Source organism: Pectobacterium araliae (assembly GCF_037076465.1).
GTDB classification, from domain to species: domain Bacteria; phylum Pseudomonadota; class Gammaproteobacteria; order Enterobacterales; family Enterobacteriaceae; genus Pectobacterium; species Pectobacterium araliae.
In genome coordinates, this window is sequence record NZ_AP028908.1 from 2,134,313 (window position 1) to 2,150,348 (window position 16,036).

The following is a 16,036-nucleotide window of genomic DNA, read 5'->3' on the forward strand; positions in this document are numbered from 1 at the left end:
TATGGCGCTTACTAAAGCTGAAATGTCAGAATACCTGTTTGAGAAGCTCGGGCTGAGCAAACGGGATGCTAAAGACCTGGTCGAGCTATTTTTTGAAGAAGTTCGTCGCGCTTTGGAAAATGGCGAGCAGGTCAAGTTGTCAGGTTTTGGCAATTTTGATTTACGAGACAAGAACCAACGTCCTGGACGTAACCCAAAAACTGGCGAAGATATTCCGATTACGGCGCGCCGTGTGGTTACGTTCCGTCCGGGGCAAAAGCTGAAAAGCAGGGTAGAGAACGCCTCTCCCAAAGAGTAACAGTGTCACTCAAAAAGGCCGCGCAAGCGGCCTTTTCCTCTCTTATTCGCTGTATCTATTTTAACGTCATCTACTTTAACGTCAGGTCGGTATCTGTCGGCTCGATCGGCTGCGAACCTAAAGCGGTCGCCCGTCCAGTTGACGCTTTGGGTGATGTCTCTTTTTGGGGGTAATCTGGCACGGGTCGATGATCGTCAATTAAATGGCGTATCGCCAAAATAGGGTGGCGCAGCAACATCCGTGGCCCTGACCAGCGCATAATCGCTTTAATCGCTTCACGTCTGGCGGGCTGATAGCAGTGAATAGGACAGTGCTTACACGCAGGTTTATCTTCACCAAAATGACAGCGTTCCAGACGCCTGATGGCGTAATTGAATAGGTCTTTATACTGCGCGCTGTCGTCGGTTTCTGGGTGGTGCTTTTCATACAATGCGATCATCAACCCGACGGTACGTATCTCCCGCTGTCGGTATTTTCCCAAGGTTTTTCTCGCCATGAGCGTCATATCCTGATGAAATTATAATAGATGTATTTTAAATGCAATTTATGGCAGGGGAAACCGCTTAAGTCACATCAACGTGTAAAAGGCTGAGAGAGAAAAAGGCGAGGAGAACCCTCGCCGAAAAAAAGAAGGTATCAGGCCTGACCGAATTGTGCCTGATGCAACGTCGCATAAATGCCACTTTGTTCCAGCAACGCGTGATGGCTACCTTGCTCAATGATGCTGCCATTATCCACCACTACAATACGCCCCGCGTTTTGTATGGTTGCTAGCCGATGCGCGATAATCAACGTAGTACGCCCTGCGGAGAGTTCGCTGAGCGACTGCTGTATAGCCTGCTCCGTCGCGGTATCTAGTGCGGACGTCGCCTCGTCAAGAATCAGAATTGGCGGATTTTTCAGGAAAATTCGCGCGATAGACAAACGCTGCTTTTGCCCGCCGGACAGCTTGACGCCGCGTTCGCCGACCACGGTATCCAGCCCTTCAGGCAGATTGTCGATCAGCTCATCTAATCTGGCCCGTTGTGCGGCCTCCATGATTTCGTCATCGCTGGCACCCAGTTTGCCGTAGGCGATGTTTTCCCGGATGGTGCCGCCGAACAGGAAGACATCCTGCTGTACGATGCCGATTTGACTACGTAGCGACGCCTGGGTCATCTGGCGGATATCCATACCGTCAATGGTGATGGCTCCGCTGGTTAAATCGTAGAAGCGGGGAAGCAGGGAACAGAGCGTAGTTTTGCCCGCACCAGACGGGCCAACAAACGCCACGGTTTCTCCTGCGCGAATCGACAGGTCGATATTGCGCAGAATCGGACGATCGTCGGAATAACCAAAGCTCACCTGATTAAAGCGGATATCACCTTTCAGCGGCCCGGCATCATGCGCATCAGGGGCATCGGCAATCTCGGGAACGGTGTCGATCAGTTGAGTAAAGCGCTTGAATCCCGCAATGCCCTTGGGATAGCTCTCCAGCACAGAGGTAATTTTGGCCACGGGACGAAAGAAAACTTCGATCAGCAGCAGAAACCCGATAAAACCACCATAGGTAAGCTCGCCTTGAATAACATACCAAATGCCAGCCAGCATCACGATAAGCTGTATCAGGCGCGTGCTGAGGTAACTGAGCGTCATACTGGCGGTCATGATGCGGTATGCCTGCAATTTAGTTCGGCGATAGTTTTCGTTGTCGTTAGAGAACAGTTTCTTCTCATAGGCTTCATTAGCGAAAGCTTTAACGACACGGATACCGCCCACGCTCTCTTCAATGCGGGCGTTGAAGTTGCCTACCTGACCGAAGAGTTGGCGCCAGGTTTCTGTCATTCGTGCGCCATAGCGGCTGACGAGATATCCCATGAAAGGCACGATAATAATCGTCAGCAGCGCCAGGTTCAGGTGAACCGTTGCCATCAGAATAAATGCGCCAATAAAGGTCATGATAGCGAGGAACAAATCTTCTGGGCCGTGGTGGGCAATTTCCCCTACTTCTTCCAGATCTTTGGTGACGTGGGTGATGATATGCCCGGTCTTCATATTGTCGTAGTAACGGAATGGCAAATTTTGCAGATGCTCAAATGCCTGCCGGCGCATGTCGGTTTCAATCCCCACGCCCAGCGCATGCCCCCAATAGTTGACGATAGCCATCAGCGCGGTGTTCAGTAGATATACCGCCAATAATGCTACCGACGCTAACAGGATCAGTGACCAATCCTGAGCTGGCAACAGTTTGTCGATGAACGCTTTAATCGCCATCGGAAACCCTAATTCAAGCAGGCCTGCGATAATGGCACAGCCAAAATCGAGGACGAATAACCCTTTATAGGGAGAATAGTACGAAAAGAAACGGCTTAACATGTGTGACTTTTTAGGTAACTAAATGTGAAAGCGACTATAGCAGGTTAGCGAGAAGAATGTGACCGCGAGCAGATTAAGGTTTTTATTGACGAGGGAGCCCCATCCAAAACGGATCAGCACGGGGGAGACCGTGTCGCATACCAACAGAGCAATGAGCCTGTAGTGACCATGGCAACGCCTTGCCAGAACGAAATGGCGGGCGTGATGTTGAGCCAGATCGCTGCCAGTAATGTGGAAAGTACGGGCGTAAAGTAAGAGGCGGTTGCCAGCAACGTCAGATTGCCATGTTGAATACCGGCATTCCATGCTGAATAAGCCAACGCGGTTGAGGCACCCATAAAGAGCAATTCCAGAGAACTTGGTAATGTCAATGAAATCGACCCTTCGGCACTGAAGATATACTGAATCCATAGCACGAGCGAAGTGATGAAGAAAAACAGTGAGACGCCACTTTTCCCTTGCCCATAGCGTTTAGTGATATTGCAGTATAGCGCCCAGGCCACGGCCGCAGAAAACGCCAGGCAGTAGGCCAGCGGGTTAACAAGAATGTTGTTCCACAGGCGCTCTGGTGTCCAGTCGCTTTCTCCTTTCATCATCCAGACGATACCGCCCAGCGCGAGGGCGAGGCCTGGCCAGAGCAAAAAACGGCTTTTCTGCCGATTGATAAAAAGAGAAAAAAATAGGGTCAAACTGGGCCACAGATAGTTAATCATCCCGATTTCCATCGCCTGCATGCGACTAGTGGCCAATCCGATAGACAGAGACAGAAATATTTCATAGCAGACAAACAGCGCACCGCCTGCGAACAAATAGATTCTGGGTAGCGTGTTAACGCGTGGAAGGCCATAAAAAGCGAGTAGGCATAACGTGCTGGTGGAGTAGATCATTGCCGCTCCCCCAATGGGGCCAAGCGCCTCTGTCAGGCTGCGGATAAGTCCAACGGAGGTACTCCATAGCATGATTGCGAGTAAGCCTGTGAGCGTGGCGCGCTGTGGCGTCATGTTTATCCCTGTCATTCTTCAAATTGCTTGCACGGTGGTTGCATTGCTTGGCCTTTCCATGGTTCATCCCTGATGAACCAACGCTTCAGATTGTTCAAAATGCTAACATTTTTCCCTGCCACTTGAATGAGTGACGGTGTTATAAAATGCGTACAAAAGGGATCAAGGTCGAGCCGGACGCCATTGCTAGCGTCCGGTGGTGTTTATCGCAATGGTTTACTGCCAGAAGTCATCAAACACGGTAATCGGTGGACGACGCTTGTGCTCAGTTTTGCGATACCAGTTCTCGATCGTGGTCGCATCGTTAGCGTCGATCTGCTTACCTTCCAGATAGTCGTCGATCTTTTCATAGGTCACGCCCAGTGCAACTTCATCAGGAAGGGAAGGACGATCTTCTTCCAAATCGGCCGTTGGGGCTTTGGTATAAAGATGAGAAGGGCAGCCAAGTTCGCGCAGCAGCGCTTTGCCCTGTCGCTTGTTCAGTCGGAAAATCGGGTTGATATCGGTACCGCCATCACCGTATTTGGTGAAAAAGCCCGTTACTGCCTCTGCCGCATGATCGGTGCCGACGACAAGCCCGGCATTCATGCCTGCGATGCTGTATTGCGCTTTCATGCGTTCTCTGGCTTTCTCGTTGCCTTTGACAAAATCGGAAAGCGTTACGCCAATGGCACGTAAGGTGGCTTCACTGGCCTCGATAGCTGGCTTGATATTTACGGTGAATACGCGATCGGGTTGGATAAAGGTGATGGCATCCTGACAGTCGGCTTCATCTGCCTGCACGCCGTAAGGCAGGCGCACGGCGATGAACTGATAGCGAGAATTTCCGGTTTCATTGCGTAATTCCGTGATAGCCATCTGGCACAGTTTGCCAGTCAGCGTAGAATCCTGACCACCGCTGATACCCAACACTAACGACGTAACGAACGGGTGCGCGTTCAGATAATTCTTTAAAAAATCAACGCTAACACGGATTTCCTGTGCTGGATCGATGCTGCTTTTCACTCCCAGCGCAGTGATAATGTCGTTTTGTAATGACATGCCATCTCCCTCCTGAACTTATTGATACTGCAAAAGAATTATTACGATTTCTTGAGTGTAAAACGAATCGACGTGAAGAAAAAGGACAAGCTGTCAGGTAGTCATTTTCCCTATAGGTAACCCGTTTTTGACTATCGGCCAATAGGTTACATCCCTGCGTTATGATTTGAAAAAGTGGTCGCTGCCGACTAGCCTTAGAGTGACCCATTAATATGAGGTGATGAAATGAAGAATAACAGATTACTGGTATGTATTGCGGCAGCGGGTGCTGTCATGTTGGCGGGATGTTCGGCTTATAACAAAGCAGAAAGCTATGTCAATGAGCCTGTGGTGAAAGATGTGAAAGTAGGAATGACGAAGCAGCAGGTTCATCAGGTTGCGGGGATCGGCGGTACAGAGAAACGGCTGGTGAATGCCAAAGGAACCTGTAGCGATTATCTGCTGAAAAACCGTGATGGAACGGCACAGAACTATTTCGTGAGTTACAACGACACGGGTCATGTGCTGAATAAAGGCTTCCAAAGTTGCCAGGCTTACGATACTAACCCGCAGCGCTAACTAGCCGATGGCACGATATCGTTATTAGAAACGCGTCATAAAAAACGTAGGGAACGTTTTTCAACGTTGCGTAGCAACGGCTCGTAGGGTGACGGACAAGGATGTCCGTCACAAAGAAAACGCCGACGGTAGATGCTGTCGGCGTTTTCTTTTGTGCAGCAAGCGTGGCTTAGCGGTGCGTCAATTCAGCGTCATCCTGTGCGTTAAAAACCGTTTTATCCGTCTGCTTCATCAACTGGCTGGTGACGGTGCCCGCCGTCATCGATCCGCTAACGTTGAGCGCGGTACGTCCCATATCGATAAGCGGCTCAATGGAGATCAGCAAAGCAACGAGCGTGACTGGCAACCCCATCGCGGGTAAAACGATTAACGCGGCAAAGGTAGCACCACCGCCCACACCGGCTACACCAGCCGAGCTGATGGTGACAATACCGACCAGCGTTGCAATCCAGACAGGATCCAGGGGATAGATTCCCACCGTCGGTGCGACCATCACGGCCAGCATCGCTGGGTAAAGTCCAGCACAGCCGTTTTGACCGATTGTCGTACCAAAAGACGCCGCGAAGCTGGCGATAGATTGCGGCACACCGATGCGACGCGTTTGCGCTTCGATGCTGAGTGGAATGGTTGCCGCACTGGAACGGCTGGTAAATGCGAATGTCAGTACCGGCCAGACTTTGCGATAAAAACGCGCCGGATTGATTCCGGTGAAAGACAAAATCAGTGCATGGACGCCGAACATTATTGCCAGTCCCAGATAGGATGCAACAACGAAGCTACCGAGTTTGAGGATATCTTGCAGGTTAGAGCTAGCAACCATTTTGGTCATTAGCGCCATGACACCGTAAGGGGTTAACTTCATCACCAGGCGAACGAGTTTCATTACCCAGGATTGCAGCGTGTCGATGGCGGTTAACACACGTTCGCCTTTCACTGCATCATCTTTCAGCAATTGTAGCGCCGCAACGCCAAGGAAAGCGGCGAAGACGACGATGCTGATGATAGACGTTGGGTTAGCGCCAGTCAGTTCGGCAAACGGATTTTTAGGAATAAATGACAGGATAAGCTGAGGAACGTTAAGGTCAGCGACTTTACCCGCATAGTTGCTTTCAATAGCCGTTAATCGCGCGGTTTCCTGCGCACCCTGTACCAATCCGGTTGCCGTCAGGCCAAATAGATTGGTGACGAAAACACCGACCAGCGCAGAAATCAGCGTGGTGACCAACAACGTGGAAAGCGTTAAAACGCTGATTTTCCCTAATGATGAGGCATTATGCAGTTTGGCTACGGAATTGAGAATGGAGATAAATACCAGCGGCATCACGATCATTTGTAACAATTGAACATAACCATTACCAACGATGTTAAACCATGAGATGGACTGCTTAACGACCGGATTGTCGCCGCCATAAATCAGATGCAGCGCCAGACCAAATAGCACCCCAACAACCAAACCCAGCAATACCTTCTTTGCCAGGCTCCAGGATGGATTGCGGCTGGCATAGCCTAACCCGAGCAGTAATGCGATAAATAACAAAATATTTATAAGTAGCGGAAAATTCATCTGGTCTTTCTCCCTATCAGTGAATCGCGCTATATCACGTTAGCCACAAACGCACACAACTGGGCTGTTTGATGGCAAAACCTGATTTTTCGCGATAAGAAATAACAAACGGGCACAGAATAGCAGTTCTTTTGTCATCGCGTTACCTAGACGACGTCGTAGCAGATAAAACCGCTATTTCACGTATTGAGAAAAGTATGTCTGCGCGGACTGTAAGAAGCGAAATGACTGTTCGTAGGTGCAACAATCCAGATTTTTTTGCGGTTGATACAGCGAAAAACCGATACAGGCAAGACACAGGAAACGCTCTAGTTGATTACCTTTTTGGCTGTTTAAAATTGGCAAGCGGAAACGCCAGCGGCAGGGCCAGAGTAGGGGAACGCCAGAGGGGGTCAACATGTCGGCGAGAATATGGCTAAGATAACCGACGATCATGGCATGGTAGGCATCAGTCGGAATCGGCCAACTCGGTGGTAAGCGCGTCTGAATAAAGAAAACACCTGTAGCGATAGCAAGGAAGCTGTGAGTAAATCCTCGGTGACCAAAAAGCCGCGCAATAGGTGTAGAAAGCCACTTCAGGCGTTGTCCTAAAACGGATTTTGGGTGATCGATATCGGGTAGCAGCGCGGTAAGGAGTGCTCCAGGGATAATGTGCCACCAATCTCCGGTAGCCAGCGCTGGCGATAACTCAACTTTTTTAGCCAGAATCGCGCAGGCAACAGAAAAAAGCAGGTGTCCTTCCGCAGTCATGAAACATCTCAAATAAAACTGTTATTTTATACAGTATAAGAGATTATCTCTGCCTACGGAAGCGGTGACAGCGTAACGATTTATTACGCTATACCTCGATTACGGTGCGGTTTTGGACGGTTCTAGGGGCAAAGCTTGCAGCCAATTGTCCAGCAGTTGAGGCCATGCTGCTGCGGGAAGCCCTTTTGTACCGCGCAGACCGAAGCCGTGCTTACCGTTCTCAAAGAGATGCATTTCAACCGGAATTTTCTCCCCTCTCAGAGCGCTAAACATGACCAGACTGTTATCAACCGAGACTGACGGATCGTCAACGGCATGTACCAGAAATGTAGGGGGCGTTTGAGCCGTAACCCGCTTCTCTGGAGAATAACGGATCACCTGCGCTTCCGTTGGCTGTTCGCCGATTAATTGTTTACGTGAACCGGTGTGCGCAATATTGGCTTGCATGGAAATCACGGGGTACATTAACACCATGAAGTCAGGACGTGCGCTTACGCTGTCAATGGCATCTATCGCGGGGTAAACGGATTGTGCGAATCGGGTTCCCAGACTAGCGGCAACGTGACCACCGGCAGAGAATCCCATGATGCCGATACGCTGTGGGTTGATGTGCCACTTATCCGCATTGGCTCTCAGTGTTCTTATTGCTCTCTGAGCATCGGCCAGTGGGGCATCAGCGCCTTCTTTATGGCCTTCACCGGGCATGCGATAGGTCATTACGAAAAGTGTGTAACCCTGCTGGTTAAAGAACGGTGCCAGATCACTGCCTTCTTTGTCCAACACGACGCGTTGATAAGAACCACCAGGTGTGATGAGCAATGCCATGCCATTGGGTTTCTCTGCCTGATAAACGGTAATCTCGGGGCTGCGAATCCCAGTTGCTGCACGGTCGGGAAGGGAGGGATCTTTGCTTCGCTCAACCAGTTGCGGCTGTACCGTTGAAGAAGAAGCTCCCGGTGCATCGCCGTGTGGCCAGACAGGAAAAACAGGTTGGGCGTAACTTAATCCATTTACAGACATCATAATGGCTCCGACAAGCAGAGAACGAACAATCATGATAGATCACCTGACAAAGGGAAAGGGGGTGGGCGATGATAAAAAATAGGGTAGCCATTACATCGGAGAAAAAATGACTACCCTGAACCGCAAAATTTAATAAAGAAATAACATTCATACACGAAGAGGGTAAATCAGACACAGCAATTGCAACAGCTAAAACGCATGTAACTAAAACATAGTTAACTCGAACGCATGTAACAAAGAAACGTAACTAACTTAACCAACAACGGACAGCGTAATAAAAGGATGTTAAAAATAAAAGTAAATAAACAATTAAAAATAACATCCCTTCCGCTAACTAATAACACTTAGTTAAATAACAAGGCTGTTATTAGAAGCTGTATTGCACACCAACGCGGAAACGAGTTTGACGATGGTCTGTTTTTCCATCTTGAGCTACGTTACCAATAGCAGTGTATGGTTTCCAGTTTTTATCCCACTTATAGGAAAGCTTTACATCATGATCGAAGTTATCATTGTCATTATCATAAAGTGTTTTTCCTGCTTTGGTGGCTTTTTTATAATCTAATTCATAATCAACCTGGAAGTCTTTCAGGAATTTATAACTTAATACTGTTGTTAAGTTGTAGCCTTTTTCAACAGAAGGGTCACTGTTTGGTTTGCCAATATTAAGCCCGCTGTTTCTTAAATAGTATGGACGGTAGCGGAAAGAAACGGAGAAATCATCAGTGACCGCTGCACGTCCACGCAGGTAAGGGCGGTAATTGTTAGAGGTCGAACTTGAATCTAAAGAGAAACCAGGTTCAACTTGGAAAATTTTATTAATTTTATATACATAGCTGGCAACCACTTCGGTACCGTTGCTGACGGTTTCATTAAATGGTTTATCTGGCGTGTTTTCGTTACTTGCTTGACGCCATTTTGCTTCGGCTGAAAGACCAAAGCCATTGTCAAAACGGTGAGATATTGATAAACGATCTCGGTGATCTCTATTTGGTGTATCTTTCATTTCATGACGGTAATCGATGGTTACGGCCATTGCATTTACACTAATTAATGACGTAACTGCCAGAGCTAATAATTTAAATTTCATTGTTATATTCCCTACTGGTTAGGAAGTCGCTTAATAAAAACACGCATTATGATTTTTGGGACAAGTTCTATTCTATTTATTATTAAATTACGTTCTGTGATCGAGATCGTCTTGAGTAACAAAAAGTAAAATTGGGTTTCAAATTGTGAGTGAGATCGAATTGAATATAGCGGATGTTTTAATTTAAATGAAAAATCCCTGCCGACGGTGCGGCAGGGATGAATGACAGAGTAAATCGAGTGCTACATTATTTCATTGCGCGTTTCAGAATACGCTCAGATTGACGCTGGAAGTATTTCGCTGCGTCATCAACAGATTTCTGACCATAATCGATAGACTGGATGGTATCACCAAACAGAGAAACGATTTGCGGATCGTCGAAATAAGGAGAAACAGCAACGTCATGCGGCAGAGACAGCGCCAATTTCAACCCGGCAACCGCTGGTGCATCATCTTTGATGATGCCATCTGCAGTCAACTGAGCCACAGCGGCTTTACTCAACGGTACACCACGCTCCAGACCCAGTGCCTGAGCACCTTCTTTGCTGTTCAGCAGGAAGTTGATCAACTGAGCAGATTCTTTAGGATGCTTGGTTGATTTACCAATAGACAGCATCTGTGCAGGTTTGAAGAACAAACCAGAATCTTTCGCGCCTGGCAGCATTGGGTAATTACCCAATTCCAGTTTCGCTGGTGGTTGCAGGTTGTCAGAGTACTTGCTGATGGTGGAGTTCCACATGTAAGTACCAGACCACTCGCCATTGATCCATGGCTTCATCTCATACATGTTGCTCTTACCATAAGAAGCATAGTATTTCGCATCAGGCATGACATGGCTGTCGATCAGTTTCTTATACATGCCAAAGAATTCAACCCATTGTGCATCGGTATAGGCGAATTTCTGACCTTTTACATCAATAGCGGGAATGTTGTATTTCTGAACCATGTAAGAGTTCAGCAATGCCAGAGAATCCTGGTGTTCCAACACGATAGGGTAGTATTGGTCGCCCAGTTTTTCTTTGAACACTTTACCGGCATTCAGCAGCTCGTCCCACGTTTTCGGATATTCCAGACCTGCTTTTTTCCAGCTTTCGGTGTTGAAGTAGAACACACGCGCAGTAACAGAAATTGGAATGCCGTTCAATTTGCCGTTAACCGTGGTGTTTTGCAGTTCTTTTGAATCAAACTGCGTCAGATCCAGAGAATCTTTAACCTTGTTCAGATCATAAAAACCATCGCCGTTTTTAGAGAAAATTGGCAACCAGTTCCAGTTGGTCTGCATCACATCTGGCTCAGTGTTACCGGCGATCTGTGTGGTCAGACGAGACAGGTGACCATCCCATCCAGTGTATTCCGCCTTCACAGTGATTTCTGGGTGCTGCTTATGGAACTCTTCAATGGCCTTGAGCGTCTGCTGGTGACGGCCATTGCCGCCCCACCAGGACATTCTCAATTCCACATTATCAGCGGCTAAAGATGGCATTGCTACTAATGCCAGAGATGAAACTATTAACGTGTGTAGGATCGCTTTTTTCATCGGTTACTACTCCTGTTAAAGAGAGATATTTTTTTCTGTTTTTGCATCAAAAATATGGCATTTTTCCATGTCGAACTGGAAATATACTGGACGATGCAGTCCCTTCTCGATAATCAGCCGACCTTCGTCATAAGGAATGCGGCTGGTTAATTCAAAGCCATCGACTTTAATGTACATAAAGAATTCATGACCCATGTTTTCTACGCGAACCAGCTCACCCTGTGAGTGGCTGCCTTCAAATGGTGTATCTGACACGGAAACATAATCTGGGCGAACGCCGAAGAATACGTCTTGTCCGATATAGCTGCGCACTTTATTTTGTTTTTCAGCATTTAACACCAGCGCGTTATTACCCACAACAACGCCAATCTGACCGTCTTTCTCGACGAGTTTGCACGGCTTAATGTTCATTTCTGGTGAGCCAATGAAGCCAGCAACAAACATGTTGACAGGGAAGTGGTACAGGTTATCCGGTGTATCGACCTGCATGATGTGACCGAGTTTCATCACGCAGATACGGTCACCCATGGTCATGGCTTCAGTCTGATCGTGGGTAACATATACCGTTGTTGCTGCTTTACCGCTTTTCTTCAATTGCTTATGCAGGTCGGAAATACGGATACGCATGGAGGCACGCAGTTTGGCATCCAGGTTTGATAACGGTTCGTCAAACAGGAACACATCTGGCTTTTTAACGATGGCGCGGCCTACTGCCACACGCTGTGCCTGACCCCCAGACAACTGGCGCGGCAGGCGATCCATCAGGTCTTCCAGTTCCAGAATTTTGGACGCTTCAGCTACCTGAGCTTCAATTTGCTCTTTAGGCAATTTGCTCAGCTTCAGACCAAACGCCAGATTCTCTTTTACCGTCATGTGAGGGTAGAGCGCGTAGTTCTGGAACACCATCGCAATCCCACGCTCTTTCGGCGCCAGATTGTTAACAACACGTTCACCGATGCGAACTTCACCACCGCTGATGGTTTCCAGACCCGCCAACATACGCAACGTTGTTGATTTCGCACAGCCAGACGGGCCGACGATAACCATGAATTCACCGTCTTTAATGGTCAGGTCGATGCCATGAACCGCTTTAAAGCCGTTGGTGTATACTTTTTCCAGTTTGTTGAAAATAACTTCAGCCATGATAAATCCTCTATTAACCTTTAATTCCGCTGCTGGTCACGCCTTGTACGAAGTAACGCTGTGCCAGGAAGAAAACAATAATGGATGGCAGAATGGAGATGCTGGACATAGCCAGAATTTCATTCCACGGAGCGCCTTCAGTCACGTCGATAGACATTTTCAGCGCCAGCGCAATCGGATATTTATCCACGCTATAGACATAAATCAGCGGACCGATGAAGTCGTTCATTGACCACATGAACTGGAACAGCGCAACAGAGATGATGGCTGGTTTCAAAATCGGCACGACCACATACCACAGCACCTGGAAGGAGTTACAGCCATCGATCTGGGCGGCTTCTTCCATATCACGTGGTACACCACGCAGGAACTGGATCAGCATGAACACAAAGAACCCTTGTGTTGCAAACGCCAGCGGCAAATACAGTGGTAGATAGCTGTTCAGCATGCCCATTTCACGGAACATAAGGTACTGTGGAATCAACAGTACGGTGCTTGGCAGCAGCATGGTGGTAATCAGCGTGGCAAACCAGAAATTCTTCCACGGAATGTCAAAGCGAGCGAAGCCATAAGCCACAATCACCGAGGAGATAACGGTCAGAACCACTTTCGGAATCACATACTGGAAAGTGTTAATCATGTAGTGACCGAAGTTATATTCCGTACCGGTTTTCCAACCGTTAACGAAACCGTCCCAAGTGGCATGTGCTGGCCATAGGCCCAACGTCGTGAAGATCTCATGGTTCGGTTTGAACGACGCTGAGAACATCCACGCCAGTGGGTAAAGCATCAGCAAGCCAACGAACAGCAGAACCACGTAACGGATGGCGGCACTGAGTTTCTCTTTACGTAATGTACGGCGTACTTCTGCAGCGGCAATTTCTTGTGCTGTAGTCAGGTTTGAATGCATGTCAGCCATTTTTTCCTCCTTTATCAGCGGAGTAGAACACCCAGTATTTCGACGACTTAAAGGAGATAGACGCGAATACCGCAACAACCAGGAACAGAACCCATGCCAGTGCAGCACCATAGCCCATATCAAAATACTTGAACGCTGTATCATAGATATAGAGCGAGAACAGGTAGGTGTAGTGCGTTGGGCCACCGCCAGTGATGACGTAAGGTGCCGTAAACTCCTGGAATGCCTGAGTGGTCTGCATGATAAAGTTAAAGAAAATAACAGGCGTAATCAGTGGTACCGTTACTTTCAGGAACATTTGCCATTTGGATGCACCGTCGATCATCGCCGCTTCATACTGAGACTGCGGAACGTTCTGTAATGCAGCCAGGAAGATAACCATCGCGGAACCGAACTGCCATACGCGCAACAGCGTTACCGACATCAGTGCCAGAGACGGTTCGCCCAGCCAGTTGATGGCATCAAAGCCAAACACGCCAAGGAAGCTGTTTAACAACCCATCGATAGCGAACAGTGCACGCCACAGAACGGCGATTGCCACGCTGCTGCCCAGAATAGAAGGCACATAGTAAGCAGTACGGAAGAAACCGATACCACGCAATTTGAAATTAAGTACAAACGCAATTAACAGTGCGAAGATTAATTTCAATGGAATGGTCAGAAATACATAGGCAAAGGTAACGCCCATTGATTTCCAAAAGAGATCATCTTCCATGAACATACGGTGATAATTTTCTAGTCCCGTAAATTCAGGTGGATTTATCAAATCATACTCAGTAAAACTGAGGATAAATGACGAAACAAAGGGGAAAGCGGTAAAAACTATCAGCCCTATAATATAGGGGGAGATATAGGCTAACCCCAGCATTCTGTTTTCATTCATAATGCTTACCTATTTGTAATTGTGAATCATTAAAAAAATATAAAATTTAATCCGCTAATAACTCTGGATAAATTAACTCCACGTCATAAACAATTCTATTTTCCCCGTTAACGCAAAAATCACCGTGAACATATCCACCTTGCGTCAAGAACGGTGGAATAGCGTTTAATTTGTTGCGACAAGCGGCAACGAAAGTCAGTAAAGCCAGCGGATAAGTATCATCCAGACGAACATAACGATGCTGTGCAGAGCGAACAAACAAGCCATGATGGAAGTGTTGTTCAAACAGAACGCTCGCCAACTGCGCGGCGTAATGTGCCCAGGATTCTGATTGTTGGTGGTCGGCCAGCTCGATAACGGTCAACAACAGTAGCGGGCTAGCAATGTGCTGAATCTCTTCTTTATTCAGCCGTGTCAGCATGGTGTTAACCAGTGCATACAGATCTTCATCGCCGCTCAGACGATAAGCACGAACCAGTGGTAATAAATAATCGCCTTCTAATGAAAACGGTTTTAATTCTGTTCCCGCTTTGCCGTAATAGCCATCGCGTTGAAAACGGTAACCTGTCATGTCTTGACCGTTGTTCCACATCGGACGCAGCGTATTGCTAGTGACATCGTAGGCATATTGATAATAATTTTTTAATCCAGAGATGACCCAATCCAGCATTTCAGCATCAGGTTGGGTGCGGAGGATATCCAGCATTGCCAGTGGATTATCAATTAGCAGTGGGCGCATATCACGGAACAGCACATTAGCTTCACGCGCGATTTCGCCGAACTCAGCACCAAACTGGCGTTGGGCACGATCGCCAAACCAGGACTGCGTTTGGTTATCGTCTTCCGGCACAGGCTGACGCTGCTGCGGTGAGCTGAACTGATACACAGGCATACCGGTTTCTGGGTTACGAGCCAGAACGTATTGGCGATAAAGGTGTTTACCCCAGGCTGCGGCATGACTATCGCCGGTGTATTCTGCGTATTTGAATGCGGCGTAAATCAGGTCCGTGCCAGCATTAACAAACGTCAATCCTTTCGTTAATGGCAGAGCAGGCCACTTTGCTGGATCGACGACATCATGACGGCTATGCAGGAATACATTAGGATCGCGTTTTTTGCTGTAATCGCCATGACGACCCAAATCCAATGATTCCCAGTTTTCAACGTGCGCGTTCCAGAAACCCTGAAAGAAATTCAGCGTCTTTTCCGCATTAACATGCTGTAACAGCGAATAATAAGGCAGGTGATGCTTTAATTCATGCACCTGAGCTTTGGATTCTGGCCCTTCACCTTCTAATGTGTCCAGATTAATAAAGCGGTGACCGCCCCAGTAGAACAGGCCGCTATTATCATCAACAAAGTGTTCCAGGAAATATTCGCTTTGTGCGATAGCGTACTGTTGATAGCTATCATTATCGGTAACGACGCTCATAGCACACAGTGTTCTTAGCCAATTTTGCTGGCTGGCAAAATTAGAAATAGGTGCGCTATGTCCATCGGGAAATTGCCATACTACAGGCGCATAATTTTCTACATCAAAGCCATCGGCTAATAACGGCGTTGGTTGAGTCTGGCTGCGACCTTTATCCTGTACGCAAGTTATGTGGCTATCAAGCGCTGCAACCCATTCGTCGAGCTGCGATTTCTTGCTGGTGTATAAGTTTTCAAAAATACTCATGGAGTACCTTCTTATGGAACCGTGGAACAGTTCCTTATAAATAGAAACACTGTTTTGATTGATTATATTGCGCTATTAACCTTGTCGTCATGCACGCAATCTCTAAAGTGTGATCAAAGTCGGAACGTTGTTTTGATTTTTTTTAAGAAAGGATTTAGGCAGGAGAAAGAATGATGAGAAACAAAATAACAACTTG

General features: G+C 47.6%; 15 protein-coding genes. 2 read left to right on the forward strand and 13 right to left on the reverse strand.

Annotated features, from left to right (window positions below; all coding sequences use genetic code 11):
• The first annotated feature begins 1 nt into the window (after position 1).
• A complete protein-coding gene (gene ihfA / locus AACH44_RS09650; protein ID WP_005968881.1) occupies positions 2–298 on the forward strand; it encodes an integration host factor subunit alpha in 297 nt (98 codons plus the stop codon).
• 70 nt (positions 299–368) lie between these two features.
• Here the strand turns inward: ihfA and AACH44_RS09655 are convergent, their stop codons facing one another.
• The 4 genes from AACH44_RS09655 to nadE form a co-directional block, all read right to left on the reverse strand.
• Positions 369–794, reverse strand: coding sequence for a nitrous oxide-stimulated promoter family protein (locus AACH44_RS09655; RefSeq protein ID WP_261847564.1), 426 nt, complete (start codon positions 792–794; stop codon positions 369–371).
• 140 nt (positions 795–934) lie between these two features.
• The gene (locus tag AACH44_RS09660; RefSeq protein ID WP_261847563.1) at positions 935–2,653 is read right to left on the reverse strand and encodes an ABC transporter ATP-binding protein; all 1,719 of its coding nucleotides are present in this window, start codon (positions 2,651–2,653) and stop codon (positions 935–937) included.
• 113 nt (positions 2,654–2,766) lie between these two features.
• Entirely contained in the window at positions 2,767–3,654 is an 888-nt protein-coding gene (gene yddG, locus AACH44_RS09665; protein WP_261847562.1) for an aromatic amino acid DMT transporter YddG, read from the reverse strand.
• A 216-nt stretch (positions 3,655–3,870) separates the two neighbouring features.
• Positions 3,871–4,695 (reverse strand): ammonia-dependent NAD(+) synthetase, encoded by an 825-nt coding sequence (gene nadE / locus AACH44_RS09670; protein ID WP_261847561.1) that lies wholly within the window; start codon positions 4,693–4,695, stop codon positions 3,871–3,873.
• Positions 4,696–4,920: 225 nt separating this feature from the next.
• Between nadE and osmE the strand changes: the two genes are divergently transcribed.
• Positions 4,921–5,253, forward strand: coding sequence for an osmotically-inducible lipoprotein OsmE (gene osmE / locus AACH44_RS09675; RefSeq protein WP_261847560.1), 333 nt, complete (start codon positions 4,921–4,923; stop codon positions 5,251–5,253).
• 169 nt (positions 5,254–5,422) lie between these two features.
• On the opposite strand, the gene AACH44_RS09680 is transcribed toward osmE, so the two are convergent.
• From AACH44_RS09680 to pelW, 9 genes are all read right to left on the reverse strand, one after another.
• Complete coding sequence (locus AACH44_RS09680) at positions 5,423–6,817, reverse strand: L-cystine transporter (protein ID WP_261847559.1); 1,395 nt, start codon at positions 6,815–6,817, stop codon at positions 5,423–5,425.
• 174 nt (positions 6,818–6,991) lie between these two features.
• Positions 6,992–7,567, reverse strand: a complete 576-nt coding sequence (locus AACH44_RS09685) for a metal-dependent hydrolase (protein ID WP_261847558.1) — start codon at positions 7,565–7,567, stop codon at positions 6,992–6,994.
• Between the two features lie 99 nt (positions 7,568–7,666).
• Positions 7,667–8,623, reverse strand: coding sequence for a pectin acetylesterase PaeX (gene paeX / locus AACH44_RS09690; RefSeq protein WP_261847557.1), 957 nt, complete (start codon positions 8,621–8,623; stop codon positions 7,667–7,669).
• Positions 8,624–8,957: 334 nt separating this feature from the next.
• Positions 8,958–9,680 (reverse strand): oligogalacturonate-specific porin KdgM family protein, encoded by a 723-nt coding sequence (locus AACH44_RS09695; RefSeq protein ID WP_261847556.1) that lies wholly within the window; start codon positions 9,678–9,680, stop codon positions 8,958–8,960.
• 247 nt (positions 9,681–9,927) lie between these two features.
• Positions 9,928–11,217, reverse strand: a complete 1,290-nt coding sequence (locus tag AACH44_RS09700; RefSeq protein ID WP_261847555.1) for an ABC transporter substrate-binding protein — start codon at positions 11,215–11,217, stop codon at positions 9,928–9,930.
• Between the two features lie 15 nt (positions 11,218–11,232).
• Positions 11,233–12,360 (reverse strand): ABC transporter ATP-binding protein, encoded by a 1,128-nt coding sequence (locus AACH44_RS09705; protein ID WP_261847554.1) that lies wholly within the window; start codon positions 12,358–12,360, stop codon positions 11,233–11,235.
• A gap of 13 nt (positions 12,361–12,373) precedes the next feature.
• Positions 12,374–13,279: a carbohydrate ABC transporter permease gene (locus AACH44_RS09710; protein ID WP_261847553.1), complete on the reverse strand. Its 906-nt coding sequence runs from the start codon at positions 13,277–13,279 to the stop codon at positions 12,374–12,376.
• A complete protein-coding gene (locus AACH44_RS09715) occupies positions 13,272–14,162 on the reverse strand; it encodes a carbohydrate ABC transporter permease (protein WP_039286676.1) in 891 nt (296 codons plus the stop codon). Before AACH44_RS09715 ends, AACH44_RS09710 begins: the two co-directional genes overlap by 8 nt.
• Before the next feature lie 46 nt (positions 14,163–14,208).
• Complete coding sequence (pelW, locus tag AACH44_RS09720; protein ID WP_261847552.1) at positions 14,209–15,840, reverse strand: pectate disaccharide-lyase PelW; 1,632 nt, start codon at positions 15,838–15,840, stop codon at positions 14,209–14,211.
• Positions 15,841–16,036 lie beyond the last annotated feature (196 nt).